11 protein-coding genes are annotated in these 15,911 nt (G+C 50.2%); all 11 read left to right on the top strand.

Annotated features, from left to right (window positions below):
* Positions 1-311 precede the first annotated feature (311 nt).
* The 11 genes from K331_RS0105630 (at position 312) to K331_RS0105580 (ending at position 15,842) form a co-directional block, all read left to right on the top strand.
* Complete coding sequence (locus K331_RS0105630; RefSeq protein WP_028589516.1) at positions 312-3,986, top strand: nitrate reductase subunit alpha; 3,675 nt, start codon at positions 312-314, stop codon at positions 3,984-3,986.
* Positions 3,976-5,577, top strand: coding sequence for a nitrate reductase subunit beta (gene narH / locus K331_RS0105625; RefSeq protein ID WP_028589515.1), 1,602 nt, complete (start codon positions 3,976-3,978; stop codon positions 5,575-5,577). The genes K331_RS0105630 and narH overlap by 11 nt, the downstream gene beginning before the upstream one ends.
* Positions 5,570-6,136 carry a nitrate reductase molybdenum cofactor assembly chaperone gene (gene narJ, locus K331_RS0105620; protein ID WP_028589514.1) on the top strand — a complete coding sequence of 189 codons (567 nt, stop codon included), beginning with the start codon at positions 5,570-5,572 and terminating at the stop codon, positions 6,134-6,136. The genes narH and narJ overlap by 8 nt, the downstream gene beginning before the upstream one ends.
* Positions 6,133-6,819 (top strand): respiratory nitrate reductase subunit gamma, encoded by a 687-nt coding sequence (gene narI, locus K331_RS0105615; protein ID WP_028589513.1) that lies wholly within the window; start codon positions 6,133-6,135, stop codon positions 6,817-6,819. Before narJ ends, narI begins: the two co-directional genes overlap by 4 nt.
* Before the next feature lie 45 nt (positions 6,820-6,864).
* Positions 6,865-7,323, top strand: a complete 459-nt coding sequence (locus K331_RS0105610; RefSeq protein WP_018886432.1) for a GAF domain-containing protein — start codon at positions 6,865-6,867, stop codon at positions 7,321-7,323.
* A complete protein-coding gene (locus tag K331_RS0105605; RefSeq protein WP_028589512.1) occupies positions 7,320-8,396 on the top strand; it encodes a sensor histidine kinase in 1,077 nt (358 codons plus the stop codon). Before K331_RS0105610 ends, K331_RS0105605 begins: the two co-directional genes overlap by 4 nt.
* Positions 8,396-9,046, top strand: coding sequence for a response regulator (locus K331_RS0105600; protein ID WP_033413230.1), 651 nt, complete (start codon positions 8,396-8,398; stop codon positions 9,044-9,046). The genes K331_RS0105605 and K331_RS0105600 overlap by 1 nt, the downstream gene beginning before the upstream one ends.
* 522 nt (positions 9,047-9,568) lie before the next feature.
* Entirely contained in the window at positions 9,569-11,074 is a 1,506-nt protein-coding gene (locus K331_RS0105595) for a nitrate/nitrite transporter (protein ID WP_028589511.1), read from the top strand.
* Between the two features lie 18 nt (positions 11,075-11,092).
* Positions 11,093-12,106, top strand: coding sequence for a GTP 3',8-cyclase MoaA (moaA, locus tag K331_RS0105590; protein ID WP_028589510.1), 1,014 nt, complete (start codon positions 11,093-11,095; stop codon positions 12,104-12,106).
* 431 nt (positions 12,107-12,537) lie between these two features.
* Entirely contained in the window at positions 12,538-13,554 is a 1,017-nt protein-coding gene (locus tag K331_RS0105585; protein ID WP_028589509.1) for a 2-oxoacid:acceptor oxidoreductase family protein, read from the top strand.
* Positions 13,551-15,842 (top strand): thiamine pyrophosphate-dependent enzyme, encoded by a 2,292-nt coding sequence (locus K331_RS0105580; RefSeq protein ID WP_028589508.1) that lies wholly within the window; start codon positions 13,551-13,553, stop codon positions 15,840-15,842. Before K331_RS0105585 ends, K331_RS0105580 begins: the two co-directional genes overlap by 4 nt.
* The last annotated feature ends 69 nt before the right edge of the window (positions 15,843-15,911 follow it).

The following is a 15,911-nucleotide window of genomic DNA, read 5'->3' as shown; positions in this document are numbered from 1 at the left end:
TATAGTGAAAATAATAAGACTCCGCACCTACTCTTACACATGGTGTGGAGTTTTTGTGTTTCATAGTATTTTGTCGTTTTGAAGAATCCATACCCTTAGTCGAGCATATTCAACAGATTTTGACCACAATGAGGGAATTCCCTGCTGGCAATAGGATATTCCCTAATGGGAACAGAGGCTACGCTCACGCATAATGAAGGTATTCACCTGCTGCAAGATATGGCTTGCAGTTGAAAGTGCGTTTTGCTTCTATTTTATTGCTTCTATCTTATATTACTTCATCATTTTTGCCCAAAGGAGCGTCCTTCCCGATGAAAAGAAAAGGAAAACTGAACTTCTTCAGACCGATCGAAGGTTATTCCGACAACTGGTCCATTCTTGAAGAGAAAGACAGAGCGTGGGAGAACGTCTATCGTCAGCGCTGGTCTCATGATAAGGTCGTCCGCACCACACATGGAGTCAACTGTACCGGCTCCTGTAGCTGGAAGGTATTCGTCAAGAACGGAATCATTACTTGGGAGAATCAACAGATTGATTATCCCTCCTGTGGACCGGATATGCCAGAATTTGAGCCTCGTGGATGCCCACGCGGAGCCTCGTTCTCCTGGTATGAATATAGTCCGCTACGGGTGAAATTCCCCTATATGCGTGGGAAGCTGTGGCGACTATGGCAAAATGCGCTCTCCAAGCATAGTAACCCTGTAGAGGCATGGGCCAGCATTGTAGAGAATCCCGAGCAAGCTCAAATATATAAAAAGGCAAGAGGTAAAGGCGGGCACATTCGGGTCCAATGGGACGACGCCCTGCAGCTTATTGCCGCACAATTAATTTATACCATTCGAACCTATGGACCTGACCGTATTGCAGGCTTCACACCTATTCCAGCCATGTCCATGATCAGCTATGCTTCCGGTGCACGCTTTATCTCGCTTCTGGGTGGAGAAATGCTTAGCTTCTATGACTGGTATGCGGATCTACCACCTGCATCTCCGCAAATCTGGGGCGAGCAGACGGATGTACCAGAGTCCTCGGACTGGTACAATGCCGGTTACCTGATTATGTGGGGCTCCAATGTGCCTCTGACTCGTACGCCAGATGCCCATTTCATGACTGAGGTACGGTACAAGGGGACGAAGGTTGTATCCATCGCGCCTGACCAAGCTGAGAATGTGAAGTTCGCAGATAATTGGCTGGCACCGCATCCAGGTACGGACGCAGCCGTGGCCCAAGCGATGACACATGTGATTTTGAATGAATTTTACAAGGAACGCCAGGAACCCTTCTTCCTTGATTACGCCAAACAATTCACAGATATGCCGTTCCTGATCTTGCTAGACACCCACGAGGATGCATGGAAAGGTGGCCGCTTCTTACGGGCAAGTGATCTGGGAGAAACGTCTCCTCATGCGGATTGGAAGCCAGTCATTTATGACGAGCATATCGGAGAAGTCATGGTCCCTAATGGAACTATGGGACAGCGCTGGGAACCAGGGAAGGCGTGGAATCTCATTCTGGAGCGGGAGGATGGCACTCCTGTGAAGCCAGCACTGACAGTAGCCGGACACGGTGAGACCTGGGAGGATATCGTATTCCCGTATTTTGATAATCAGGGTAATGGCACGTTCAGAAGAGTCATTCCTGCACGCCGTATCCAACTAGCGGATGGAACCGAGCGTTATGTAGCTACAGTCTATGACCTGATGATGAGCCAATATGGTGTAGAACGTATTCCTCATGAGACGAATGCGAAGGGCTATGATGATGCTACGAGTCATTACACACCGGCTTGGCAAGAAAAAATCACCAGTGTGAAGGCATCTGTAGTCGTACAGATTGCTCGTGAATTCGCTCAAAATTCTCTGGATACCTCAGGTCGTTCCATGATCATCATGGGAGCTGGTATTAATCACTGGTTCAACAGCGATACCATTTATCGTTCCGTACTGAACCTGGTGGTACTGACTGCCTCGCAGGGTGTGAACGGCGGCGGCTGGGCGCATTATGTCGGTCAGGAGAAATTACGTCCGATTGAAGGCTGGTCTACGATTGCCTTTGCGAGAGATTGGCAGGCTCCACCACGCTTGCAGAACGCAACCTCCTTCTACTATTTTGCTACAGAGCAATGGCGGTATGAGGAAAGTGGAACGGATTCATTAAAATCGCCTACTGGAGGCGAGCTCACATATAATCACCCTGCTGACTACAACGTGCTTGCGGCGCGACTTGGTTGGCTGCCTTCCTACCCTCAATTCAATAAGAACAGCCTGCTGTTCGCTGAGGAAGCTGCGAAGCAAGGTGCCAAAACGGATCAGGACATTGTGGATTATGCAGCAGAGGAAGTGCGCTCACGTCGAACTCGCTTTGCAGTGGAAGACCCTGGTGCACCAGAGAACTTCCCGCGCTCACTCTTCGTGTGGCGTTCTAATCTGATCTCCAGCTCCGCCAAGGGACAGGAATACTTCCTGAAGCATCTGCTCGGTGCATCTGATGCCCTGCTGGCACGCCCGAATGAAGAGGAGAAGCCAGAGGAGATTGTGTGGCGTGAGGATGTGGAAGGAAAGCTCGACCTTATGGTAGCTCTTGACTTCCGGATGACAGCAACTCCGCTGTATGCGGACATCGTTCTGCCAGCAGCTACATGGTATGAGAAGACGGATCTGTCCTCGACGGATATGCATCCATTCGTGCATCCATTTAACCCGGCGATTAATCCGCTGTGGGAATCCAAGTCGGACTGGGATATCTATCGTCGTCTGGCTGAGGTATTCTCAGAGATGGCGAAGACCTCTCTGCCAGGTGTATACAAGGATGTGGTCACAACACCGCTGGGCCATGATTCGATTAGTGAAATCTCGCAGCCAATGGGACTTGTGAAGGATTGGGCCAAAGGTGAGACTGAAGCGGTAGTAGGACGCACAATGCCGAACTTCAGCATTGTAGAGCGCGACTACACCCGGGTCTATGACAAATTCATATCCCTCGGTCCGAAGCTGACGACAGGCAAGGCTGGAGCACATGGAGTAAGCTTCTCGGTGGCTGATGAATACGAGGAATTGAAGCAGCTTAACGGAGTATATTCAGACGACTCCATCAAGAACGGACTTCCTCGTATCCGTAACGCTCGTCAAGTAGCTGATGCTATCCTGCATCTGTCTTCAGCAACGAATGGTCGAGTATCACAGAAGGCTTATATTGAAGCCGAGAAGGAACATGGTGTGCCACTGCGCGATATTTCGGCTGACCGGGCTGCGGAGAAGATTACGTTCCAAGGAATCACGGCTCAGCCGCGAGAGGTTATACCAACGCCTGTGTTCACAGGCTCCAACAAGTCGGGACGTCGGTATTCGCCATTCACGACCAACATTGAACGGCTCGTTCCTTTCCGAACATTGACGGGAAGACAGCACTTCTATATAGATCATGAGATTTTCTTGCAATATGGTGAGTCGTTGCCTGTGTTCAAGCCAACATTGCCGCCAATGGTATTCGGTACACGAGATCGCGAGGTCAAAGGTGGACAGGATACGCTGGTGCTTCGTTATCTGACACCGCACGGGAAATGGAATATTCACTCCACCTATCAGGATAACCAGCATATGCTTACGCTGTTCCGTGGAGGTCCAACTGTCTGGATCAGCGATGAGGATGCTGCCGAGCATCAGATTGCAGACAATGATTGGCTCGAAGTATATAACCGTAACGGGGTAGTAACGGCTCGTGCGGTAGTCAGTCCACGGATGCCGCGCGGTACGATGTTCATGTACCATGCCCAGGATAAGCACATCAATGTGCCGGGCTCCGAGATTACAGAAACACGTGGTGGTAGCCACAATGCACCAACCCGGATTCATCTCAAGCCTACGCAAATGGTAGGTGGATACGCACAACTCAGCTATGGATTCAACTATTACGGCCCGATCGGTAACCAACGGGATGTATATGTAGCGGTCCGCAAAATGAAGGAGGTCAACTGGCTTGAAGATTAAAGCACAAATCGGCATGGTCCTGAATCTGGATAAATGCATCGGCTGCCATACGTGCAGTGTTACCTGCAAGACGACCTGGACGAACCGTGAAGGCGCGGAGTACATCTGGTTCAACAATGTAGAGACCAAGCCTGGTATCGGCTATCCGAAGCGCTGGGAGGATCAGGAGGTCTATAAAGGGGGCTGGCAGCTGCGCAAAGGCAAGCTGGAGCTCAAGTCGGGCAGTAAGCTGTCTAAGATCGCTCTCGGTAAAATCTTCCACAATCCGGATATGCCTGAGATGAAAGACTACTATGAGCCATGGACATACAATTATGAGCACTTGACCAATGCGAAGGAACAGAAGCATTTTCCTACAGCAAGACCGCATTCCACCATATCTGGCGACAAGATGAACCTGGAGTGGGGACCGAACTGGGAGGATGATCTGGCTGGTGCCCATGTGACGGGCCCGCTGGACCCGAACATCCAGAAGATTGAAGAAGAGATTCGAATGAACTTCGAGCAATCCTTCATGATGTATCTACCTCGACTGTGTGAGCACTGCCTGAATCCGAGTTGTGTAGCCTCCTGCCCTTCAGGAGCGATGTATAAACGGGATGAGGACGGCATTGTTCTGGTGGATCAGGAAGCATGCCGCGGCTGGCGCTATTGCATGACAGGGTGCCCATACAAGAAAGTGTACTTCAACTGGAAGACAAATAAAGCCGAAAAATGTACATTCTGCTTCCCAAGAATTGAAGCTGGACTGCCAACGGTCTGCTCCGAGACATGTACTGGACGGATTCGTTATCTGGGTGTACTGCTCTACGATGCTGACCGTGTACTGGAAGCTGCCTCCATGGAAGACGAGAAAGACCTGTATGAAGCACAATGTGATCTGTTCTTGAACCCGAATGATCCTGAGGTCATCGCTCAGGCTCGTAAAGACGGCATCTCCGAGGACTGGATTGAAGCAGCGCAGAACTCGCCAGTCTATCAGCTAGCGATTGAGCATCGACTGGCCTTCCCGCTTCATCCAGAGTACCGCACCATGCCTATGGTCTGGTATGTACCGCCGCTGAGCCCGATCATGAACTATTTCGAGGGTAAGGATTCGATCGCGAATCCAGACCTCATCTTCCCGGCGATTGACGAGATGCGGACACCGATCCAGTACCTGGCTAACATGCTGACCGCTGGGGATGTCGAGCCGGTGAAGGGAGCACTGCAACGGATGGCGATGATGCGATCTTATATGAGAGCATTGAACACGGGTGCTGATTACGATGTGGAGCGTCTGACTCGTGTCGGCCTGACTGCAGGTCAGACTGAGCGGATGTATCGCTTGCTGGCGATTGCCAAGTACGAGGATCGCTTCGTGATCCCTACTTCTCACCGTGAGCAGTATGTGGAGGACCCTTATCGTGATCAGGGGTCTACAGGCTTCAATTCCGTTATGGGAGGCACAGCTTCCAGTAGCACGGACTGTGGCGGATGCACAGGTTGCAGCATCGGTGCGGCAGGCCTGTTCCAAGCACAGACAGCGCCGAAGGAGCCGGAGAAAGGCGTATTCGACGAGAACTTCTTTGGAGGGATTTGGCGTGATTGATCTTGATTTGTTGTATCAATACAAGCCTGTGCTCGCTTTTTTCTCCAGACAACTGATGTACCCGGAGGCACAAGACTTTCTCGGTGACCTGCCGGAGGAGGCGGTAGCAGCGGATCACCCCGCTGCTGACCATATCAGGGCCTATGCAGCACGCATACGTCAATTGAGTCTGGATGAAGTAAGGGAGCACTACTCAGAGACCTTTGATTTTGATAAGAAATGCACATTGTACATGACCTATTCTCATTATGAGGACGGCAAAGAGCGCGGGCAGATGCTGGCTAAGCTCAAGATGCTATACGAAATGTTCGGACTGGAAATGCCTGATGAAGAGCTGCCGGATTTCCTGCCGCTCATGTGCGAATTCTTTTATGCGGCCGATTGGCGAGGAGATGCGAATGCAGCAGACAATTTCCGTATGCCGCTAGCCATTATAGAGGATGGGACGTATACCATGCATCAGGAGCTGGTTAAACAAGATAGCCCATATGCTTCCTTGATCAAGGGGCTGCGGGAGACGCTCAAGGCGTGTACTCGACAGGAGGCTTCTGCACAATGACCATGTTGAATCAGTTATTATGGGTAATTTTCCCTTATCTCTGTCTGGCCGTATTTGTAATTGGTCACATCTATCGTTATCGGCAGGATCAGTTCAATTGGACGGCTAAATCCAGCGAATTTATTGAGAAAAAGCATCTAAGAGCGGGTAGCATGCTGTTCCACATCGGAATCATTCCAGTATTCTTTGGTCACGTAGCCGGTCTTGGTATTCCAAAATCTTGGATGCACGCACTGGGTGTCAATGACCATATGTATCATATCGGAGCCGTATATATTGGGGGATTGTTCGGTGCCATCACGCTGCTGGGAATGCTGCTGCTAACTGCTCGACGCTTCACTGTACGCAATGTTCGGCGCCTGAGCTCAGCTTCCGATATGGCTGTAAATGTTATGCTACTGACGATTGTATGTATGGGAATGTTTGCTACGCTTGTTACGAACGCAGTACAGCCTGAATTTGACTATAGGGAGACGATCTCGATCTGGTTCCGTGGGCTATTCTACTTGCAGCCAGATGCATCCTTGATGACGGATGTACCTTTATCCTTTAAGTTGCACGTGCTCATGGGCTTCGGTATTCTGGCCTTCTGGCCGTTTACACGCCTTGTGCATGTATGGAGCGTACCGTTGAATTATGTAGGCAGAAGTTATATCCTGTATAGGAGACATAAATCAAGCTAGGGAGAAGGCACAGCCTTCTTTTCCCGTTTTCACAGGAGATGAGCGATGAATAACAAGTCCGCATTCCAGTTGGAGCTTGATGAGGCGCGAGCCCAGTGTGGCTATGATTTCATGGGGCTTGCGATGGTTCAGCCAGCGGAATATCACTATGTAATCCGGTGGGTCTATGTATCCGGTAACCGGAATGAACGGTATCGCAGAATTGTCTTGCGGTCGGGTAAAGGCATCGCCGGAATCGTCTTCAAGACGGGAAAGCCTCTTCTGATTCCGTCGATGGAGCAATATGCCGAAGCAGACAGTCTGTTCAATTATCCTATTGTACAATCCGAACAGCTAAGAAGCGTGGTGGCTGTTCCTTTATGGAGAGAAGGACGCGTGGAAGGTGTGCTCTTGGGAGCATTCAGAGACGACAGATGCGTGACAGAAATAATGCTACAGCAGTTGACAAGACAGGCTCAGCACGGATTTCAGAACATCCATGGCATAGAGGAGGTATCCCCGTGACGACACCGACCCAATTAGCAGACCTCACCCCAATCATTACCAAGCTGTTCGAAAATACAACCGAAGCCATTCTGCTCTTCGATCGTAGTGGCAGAACACTCGCCATGAATCCGGCTGCTGAAGCGATTGTGGGCGACGATGTCCAGGAGCGTCTGTATGAGGGTCAGCATCGTGCGCTATGTTCTACATGTCGGGGGTACATGAGCGATACGGAATTCCGAACCTGTCTGGATTGTTATTTTCAAGTGCCAGAGTCTGAGGAGCTACCGTCATTTCAGGTCTATCTGGAGACCCGCGGTAGAGGAGTCGTCCCTTACGCCGCATCTTTTCATACCATAGATTCGGAAGCAGGTATTCGGGTGTTCATGCTTCGTGACCTAGCGACCCAGTACCAGACGCAAGAGAAGCTGTATCAGAACAAGATGATGAAGCATGTCATTGAAGCGCAGGAGAACGAACGCAGGCGTATATCTAGAGAGCTACACGATAGCGTGGCTCAGGAGCTGATGAGTGCTGTAGTTGATCTGCGAGTGCTGAAATATATGACTGAGGATGACCAGCTGCTCAAGAAGGTGAAGCAGACGGAAGCCTCCATGACTCGGTTGCTGGATGATATCCGGAACCTGTCGGTGGAATTGCGTCCTCCTGCGCTGGATGATCTGGGGCTGGAGGCAGCCTTTCGCTCGCATATCAAGCGTCTGGAGCAGAGCTACGGGCTATTGGTGCAATTCACATCGGATATCTCCCAGAAGCGGTATCCCAGTGAGGTCGAGACGGTCATATATCGAGTAGGCCAGGAGGCTTTGCTCAATGCCTTGAAGTATGCTCAAGTGGATAACGTTGAAGTTACGCTTACGGATTCCGGAGAGTTGCTTCAGCTTATTGTGGAGGATCGCGGAGTTGGGTTCAATCCAGCTGCTGATCCACTCGGCACAGGAATGGGACTGTATGGCATGCAGGAGCGTGCCGAGCTGGCTGGTGGGAGCTTTAGCCTACAGTCGAGAGAAGGATTGGGCACAAGGGTACTGCTAAGTATTCCCACCCGAGAGCGACATGAGGAGAGTGAAGCATGATTCGTATTGTCATTGCCGATGATCACGCTATTGTGCGTAGTGGCTTCTCCATGATTCTGAACTTCCAGGAGGACATGGAGGTCATCGGAACGGCGGCAGATGGCCTGGAGGCATATCAGATCACCGCCAAGTTCAAGCCGGATATTCTGATTATGGACCTCAGCATGCCTCCAGGGGAGAGCGGACTCATTGCTACGGGGAAGATCAAGGAGGATTTTCCTGAGACGAAGATCCTTATTCTGACCATGCATGATGATGAGGATTATCTCTTCCATGTATTAAAGAACGGTGCGTCAGGCTACGTCCTGAAGAATGCCCCCGATGAGGAGCTACTACTGGCAATCCGTACGATTCACAAAGGTGGTACTTATATTCATCCGAAAATGGCTACTTCCCTCGTAAGGGAGTTCTTCAATAAGGATAAGTCACCTGCTGGACCAGAGGACCCGTTCGATCTGCTCTCAAACCGCGAGTTAGAGCTATTGCCCTTGATAGCCAAGGGCTATGGCAATAAAGAGATTGCCGAGAAGGTATTTATATCCGTCAAGACAGTGGAAGCGCACAAGGCACGAATCATGGAAAAGTTGAATGTGAAGAGTCGGCCTGAGCTACTAGAGTATGTGCTGAAGAAGAAGCTGTTGGAATTCTGAGCCTTCACATGATAGAATCCGAAATACCAATTTAGAAATTGGATATATATATTGGATAAGGAATTTACAGATACAAATACAGACAGAAATAGAAAAAACAAATAGAAATAGAAAATACAAATAAAAATACGATAAAAATAGAAGTAGCATCGGTTAGAAGCATAGATACTCTGTAAGCAGAATCTGATGTGGTACAAGCCACCGTATGATTGAATACTAAGCTACATTCTGGCATTATTCCATAGAGCAGCGAATGTCCCGCGTGGGCAATCGCTGCTCTTTTTGGCATTCAGGTAATCCGTGAAGAATTCACACAATGTATACAACCATGCCAGTACCTTAAATAGAGACTAGGAGAGCTGCAGCGCTGACCCGTAGTTCCCTACAAATTGAGGCTTCTTTTTTCGGGTATTCCCTTGGGATAGAGAGGGGACTCCCCTATATATGGGGGAAGGGAGAAGAGCATACAATAGGGGCAGCAGTATGACAAATCCAACTTAAACATAAGAAAAGGTGAATGAATTGATCAGAAAAATTCAACTGCCCCTACAAACGATGAATCTGGTTACAGGCTTTATGGTATGGGTGATTATCTCCTCATTGATGCCTTATATTGCAGAGGACATTACCATTCCTGCCGGACAGCTGTCCATGATTACGGCCATTCCTGTCATTCTTGGGTCGGTGCTTCGCATTCCGCTTGGCTATTATGCCAATCTCATCGGAGCTCGGCTAGTCTTTCTAATCAGCTTTATTTTGCTGCTATTCCCTGTCTACTATCTAAGTGAGGCTACCACGGTAACGGATCTAATCATTGGTGGTCTATTCCTTGGTATAGGCGGAGCTGTCTTCTCGGTCGGTGTCACCTCATTGCCCAAGTACTATCCGCGTGAGAAGCTAGGTCTGGTGAACGGTATCTACGGTGTGGGTAACATGGGTACAGCCATCAGCACCTTCGCTGCGCCGCTCATTGCTTCCCAGGTCGGCTGGTCACTCACAGTCAAGCTATACCTTGGGTTACTGCTCGTGTTCATTTTGCTGAATTTCTTCTTTGGTGATCGTCAAGAGAAGAAGATCAAGACACCGATAATGGAACAAATTCGCGGCGTATATAAAAATGAGAAGCTGTGGATGTTCTCGCTCTTTTACTTTATTACATTTGGTTCTTTTGTTGCTTTTACGGTCTATCTTCCAAGCTTTCTGGTGAACAATTTTGAACTTGGAAAGGTAGATGCCGGTATGCGCACCGCAGGCTTCATTGCGGTAGCGACCGTGTTCCGTCCTATTGGTGGCTGGCTGGCTGACCGGTATCGTCCGTTGTTCCTGCTGATGGGGACCTTTGCCGTATATACCATTGCGGCACTAGTGCTGGCATTCTCACCTTCACTACTGCTGTATTCAGTAGGCTGCATCATTATCGCTGTCTGTGCAGGCACAGGCAATGGTGTCATCTTCAAGCTCGTACCTATGGTCTTCGACAAGCAGGCAGGCATCGTGAACGGAATCGTGTCCATGATGGGTGGTCTTGGCGGCTTCTTTCCACCGATTATGCTTGCTGCGATCCACGGGATCACAGGACAATACTCTATTGGCTTTATGCTGCTCTCTCAGGTAGCACTAGTCAGTCTGCTGCTGGTCCTGTGGCTGCATTATCAGGATCGACTGCATGTGGCATCCGAGGTGTTCAATTCGACGGGGCAAGGGATGCTGGTCACAGATGCAGATGGCAAGATCGTCGCTGTTAACCCCGCATTTGTGCAGTTGACTGGCTATAGCGAGTCTGAAGTGCTGGGCTCCAAGCCTAGTATTCTGAAGTCTGGCAGGCAGAATGCCGAATTCTATGGCAGCATGTGGAACGAGATCCGTAGTCACGGTACCTGGCACGGGGAGATCTGGAATCGTCGCAAAAATGGTGAGGAATACCTCCAGTGGCTGACGATCAGCTCTGTCAAGGATGAAGCTGGGCAGGATGTACGTTATGTTGGTACATTCAGTGATATTACATTAAAGGCGGCAACCAGCCGCTGACATCAAGGGGGAGCGGACATGGACAGGCATCGGCTTCGGGACGGTCTGCAGCGTCCTTTACATGATTTGCGTATTTCGGTGACGGACCGCTGCAATTTTCGCTGCACGTATTGTATGCCTATAGAGAAATATGGTCTTAAGCACAGCTTTCTCCCGCCAGAGCAGCAGCTGAGCAACGATGAGCTGGTACGGTTAGCTAGGCTGTTCGTAGCGCTGGGCGTGAGCAAGATTCGACTTACAGGCGGAGAGCCACTGCTGCGAGGGGGACTTCCCGAGCTCGTGGCAGATCTGTTGTCTATTTCAGGAGTCGAGGATATGGGCTTGACGACTAATGGTGTTCTGCTGGGCAGACTGGCAGAGCCACTCTATAATGCAGGCCTGCGGCGCCTGAACGTTAGTCTTGATGCACTGGACCCCGTCTTGTTCGGGCAGATTAACGGACGTGGCATTGAGCCTGCTGTAATTCTGCGAAATATCGAAATTGCAAGAGAGGTCGGCTTTGAGATTAAGGTGAACATGGTCGTGCAAAAGGGAGTGAATGATGCTCAGATTCTACCGATGGCGACATATTTCAAAGCCTTGGGAGTTCCGCTGCGGCTGATTGAATTCATGGATGTCGGCAATGACAACGGCTGGAGTATGGACAGCGTGGTCACCAAGCAGCAAATGCTGGACCAGCTCAGTGCTGTCTATGACCTCGTTCCGGTTGAGCCAGCGTATTTTGGAGAGGTAGCCAATCGCTACAGGTATGCTGATGGTGAAGGAGAGATCGGCTTTATCCCGTCAGTGTCAGCCTCCTTCTGCTCCTCTTGTACCCGGGCACGTCTGTCGTCTGATGGGCAGCTCTATACCTGTCTGTTTGCTTCGGCTGGCTTTGACGTGAAGACGATGCTGCGGAACGGAGCTACAGACGAGCAATTAAGCGATACCATAGCTGCTGTCTGGCAGCAGCGAACAGATCGCTATTCCGATCTACGCTCAGAGATTACTTCGGCCCGTAGCAAGATTGGGATGTCCTATATTGGAGGCTGATACCAGCACTCTAATATAAGTCTTCTAATGTACCGAGTATAGCTTTGGTCTAGAGCGAGTTGTGGTATTAAATCGCCCAAGCTTAACGACGCATGCCATAGTATTTGCTCATATATTTGTCATACACATAGTATTGAAATGATATAGACGAGTAACGGAGACATGCCCTAATCCATATTTTGCATAAAAGGACAGTGAGAACTTCCTTGCTGTGACTATCAATCTGATGGTAACTCAAGCGATAGATAGCAATGATTCAGGCACTCACAGCACTACTCATATCATAGTCGGAGCTCCAATTCTCCAGGCGAGGATTGGGGCTCTTATATGCATTTCAGTTATGTGACCGCAATCACATTATTCTATTGTGGGTGTGATACACTTTGACACAAGAGATGGATGGAACTAGAACAGAACAGGAGGAACGCGTAGTGACAATGTTACCGCAGACGAACGAGCTTGGATTTTATGAAATCCGACTGGAATCCATCGGGGGATTGGGGGCAAACCTGGCTGGTAAAATGCTAGCGGAAGCCGGGGTGAACGGAGCAGGTCTGAACGGCTCTAACTTTTCCAGCTATGGCTCCGAGAAGAAAGGTTCTCCAGTCAAAAGCTTTGTACGCTTTTGCGCACCCGAGGTAGAGATCAGAGATCATAGCCCTATTGAACGGCCTAATGTCGTAGGTATCTTTCACGAAGCATTGTACAAGACCGTCGATGTGACGAATGGACTGCGTCCAGGTGGTGTCGTATTGGTTAATTCTGCACGTGACTCAGCAGAGGTGGCCCGTGATCTGAAGATGGCACACGGAACGCTGGCTATAGTAGATGCACTCAGCATTGCGATGCAGGAGCGGACCAAGGTCAATACAGCGATGCTGGGTGCACTGTTTCGGATCTGCAGCTTCCTCAATCCGGATGACATGCGAGCGGTTATCACGCGTACGTTTGAGAAGAAGCTGCCACATCTGGTCGAGCCCAACTTGCGTACTTTCGATCGAGGCTATGAGGAGGTCAGCTTCGTGACGATCGGGTCAGCAGAGCATGAGGCGGCAGAGTATACTCGCCCTGAGCCATTGTTGGGCTATAAGACGCAAGAGCCTGGCGGTATTCTGAATGTTATAGCGAATAGCATAACGAAGGATCTTAGCGGGTCAAGACAAGGCGTGCTGCCAGAATTCCATAAGGATCTGTGCATCAACTGCGCAGCTTGTGACACGGCATGTCCTGACTTTTGCTTCGTATGGGATCGTCAGCCTGACAAGCGGGGGAATCTGCAAATGTTCCTGCAGGGCATTGACTATCAATACTGTAAAGGCTGCCTGAAATGCGTGGAGGTATGCCCGAGTGCAGCACTCACGGAGCGTTTGGACGATGCTGGCTTTGCTGATCAGCACCGAGTGCCGCAGCGTACTGCATTTCGTATGAAGGAGGAGACCGTGCAATGAGTACCCATACCGAGACAGCTGAGCGGACAGAAATGCCTGTCCAGACTACTGTATTTGAATCCGGCAATGAGATGGCTGCGATGGCTGCGGCTCAGATTAACTATCATATTATGGGATACTTCCCTATTACTCCATCGACTGAGATTGCCCAATATCTCGATGTGATGAGGACCCGCGGTGAGCATGATATCAAGCTGATCCCGGCCGATGGAGAGCATGGCTCCGCTGGTATCTGCTATGGAGCAGCGGCGGCTGGAGCACGCGTCTTCAATGCGACGAGCGCGAACGGATTCCTCTATATGATCGAGCAGCTTCCTGTGCAGGCGGGAACACGCTTCCCAATGGTCATGAATCTGGTCACACGTGCTGTAAGCGGACCGCTGGATATTCGCGGTGATCATTCGGACCTGTATTACGGACTGAATACCGGATGGGTCATCCTGACAGCCCGTTCTCCACAGGCCGTATACGATATGAATATCATAGCGCTGCGTGTCGCAGAGCATAGTGATGTTCGATTGCCAGTCATCGTGGCGTATGACGGGTTCTTCACTTCACATCAGAAGCGCAGAGTTCAAATATTCGAAGAGCGCGATGTGGTAAGAGCATTCGTCGGTGAAGCCCCTGAAGCACCCCATGTACTGGATGCAGAGCATCCTATTGTAGTGGGTGCGTACATGAATGGTGATGATCTAATGAATAACCATTACCAGCAATCGGTTGCGATGGAGCATGCCGGGCGTGTATTCGAAGAGGTAGCACAAGAGTATGCTGCATTGTCGGGCAGAACGTATGAGACGCTTGATTTGTACAAGATGGAGGATGCAGAGGTAGCCTTGTTCCTGCTTAATTCTGCTGCCGAATCTGCCAAGGATGTGGCAGATCAGTTGCGTAGTCGCGGCATCAAGGCTGGGGTCATTAGTCCGAATGTGATTCGGCCATTCCCGGCAGAGGCTATACGGAAGGCACTATCAGGTGTCAAAGCGCTGCTGGTAGGCGAGCGGGCGGACTCTTACGGGGCTAAAGGTGGTAACCTGACGCACGAGGTCAAATCAGCCTTACAGGACCTGCGTGGCGAGCAGCCAATTGTGCTGTCCCGTATCTTCGGCCTTGGAGGCAAGGACTTTTATGCAGAGGATGCAGAGGCATTCTATGAGCTTGCAATAGAGGCAGCAGCACAAGGATATGCAGACAAGCCTTTTGATTATTATGGGCATACGCCAGGTCTGGAGAAGGATCGGCTGCAATCGTCCGTGGAGCTGCAGGGAGCAGATACTTACAACTCAGGATTGATCACAGTCAAGGTTGATGAAGAGACCTCCAAGCTGTCAGTACGCGTTCCACCACTTCGGTCTCTCACTGGCAAGCCTAAGCGAATTGCTGCCGGTCATGGAGCGTGTCCGGGCTGCGGTATTTTCCCTGGTCTGGAGCTGTTCTTCAAGGGGATTGAAGGCAATATCGTTACACTATTCCAGACAGGCTGTGCTTATATTACAACAACAGGCTATCCGTATAACTCTCACAAGCAGAGCTTCATTCACAATCTGTTCCAGAACGGTGCAGCTACCTTGTCTGGTACGCTGGAGGCTTTTTGGGAGAAAAAACGTCGGGGTGAGATAGACGTTCCTGATGACTTCACGTTCGTGATGGTGACTGGGGACGGCGGTATGGATATTGGTATGGGGTCTGCGATCGGGACCGCATTACGTAACCACCGTATGATCATTCTGGAGTATGATAACGAAGGCTACATGAATACGGGTGCCCAGTTGTCCTATTCTACTCCATTAGGCCATATGACGAGCACGTCCGGTGTGGGTAAAGCTCAGCAGGGCAAGCCCTACCATCATAAGGATACAGCACAGATCATGGCGGCTACCCATATTCCGTATGTGTTCACAGGTACCGAGGCCTTTGGACAGGATCTAGTCAAGAAAGCAGCGAAGGCCCAATGGTATGCAACGCATGAAGGTATGGCCTACGGCAAGCTGCTCATCGCCTGCCCACTGAACTGGAAGTCCAATGATCGTGATGGAGAAAGTATTGTTGGAGCGGCAGTAAATTCCTGCTTCTTCCCGTTATACGAGGTAGAACGTGGACAGACAACGATTACGTACAACCCGGAAGCTCGTAACAAAAAGGTGCCTCTCACAGAATGGCTCAAATATATGGGTAAAACCAAGCACCTTCTCAAGGAAGAAAACAAGGGAATTCTGGATGAATTCGAGCGAGAAGTCGAGCGCAGATGGGATATTCTGAAGGCTAAGCACGAGCATCCGTTGCTATAATCGAATATGTACAGCAGGTCCATTCCTGGGATACCAGGTGTGGGCCTCTTTTTGCATCATGGCGGTAGT

Source organism: Paenibacillus massiliensis subsp. panacisoli DSM 21345, from assembly GCF_000426545.1.
Classification (GTDB): Bacteria; Bacillota; Bacilli; order Paenibacillales; family Paenibacillaceae; genus Paenibacillus; species Paenibacillus panacisoli.
The sequence above is the reverse complement of the archived record's forward strand: the minus strand, read 5'-3'. Positions and strand labels throughout refer to the sequence as shown.

Excerpts from the sequence above, each read along its gene's own strand:
- K331_RS0105630 (WP_028589516.1), top strand. The coding sequence starts at position 312 with ATGAAAAGAAAAGGAAAACTGAACTTCTTCAGACCGATCGAAGGTTAT.
- narI (WP_028589513.1), top strand. The coding sequence starts at position 6,133 with ATGACCATGTTGAATCAGTTATTATGGGTAATTTTCCCTTATCTCTGT.
- K331_RS0105610 (WP_018886432.1), top strand. The coding sequence starts at position 6,865 with ATGAATAACAAGTCCGCATTCCAGTTGGAGCTTGATGAGGCGCGAGCC.
- moaA (WP_028589510.1), top strand. The coding sequence starts at position 11,093 with ATGGACAGGCATCGGCTTCGGGACGGTCTGCAGCGTCCTTTACATGAT.
- K331_RS0105580 (WP_028589508.1), top strand. The coding sequence starts at position 13,551 with ATGAGTACCCATACCGAGACAGCTGAGCGGACAGAAATGCCTGTCCAG.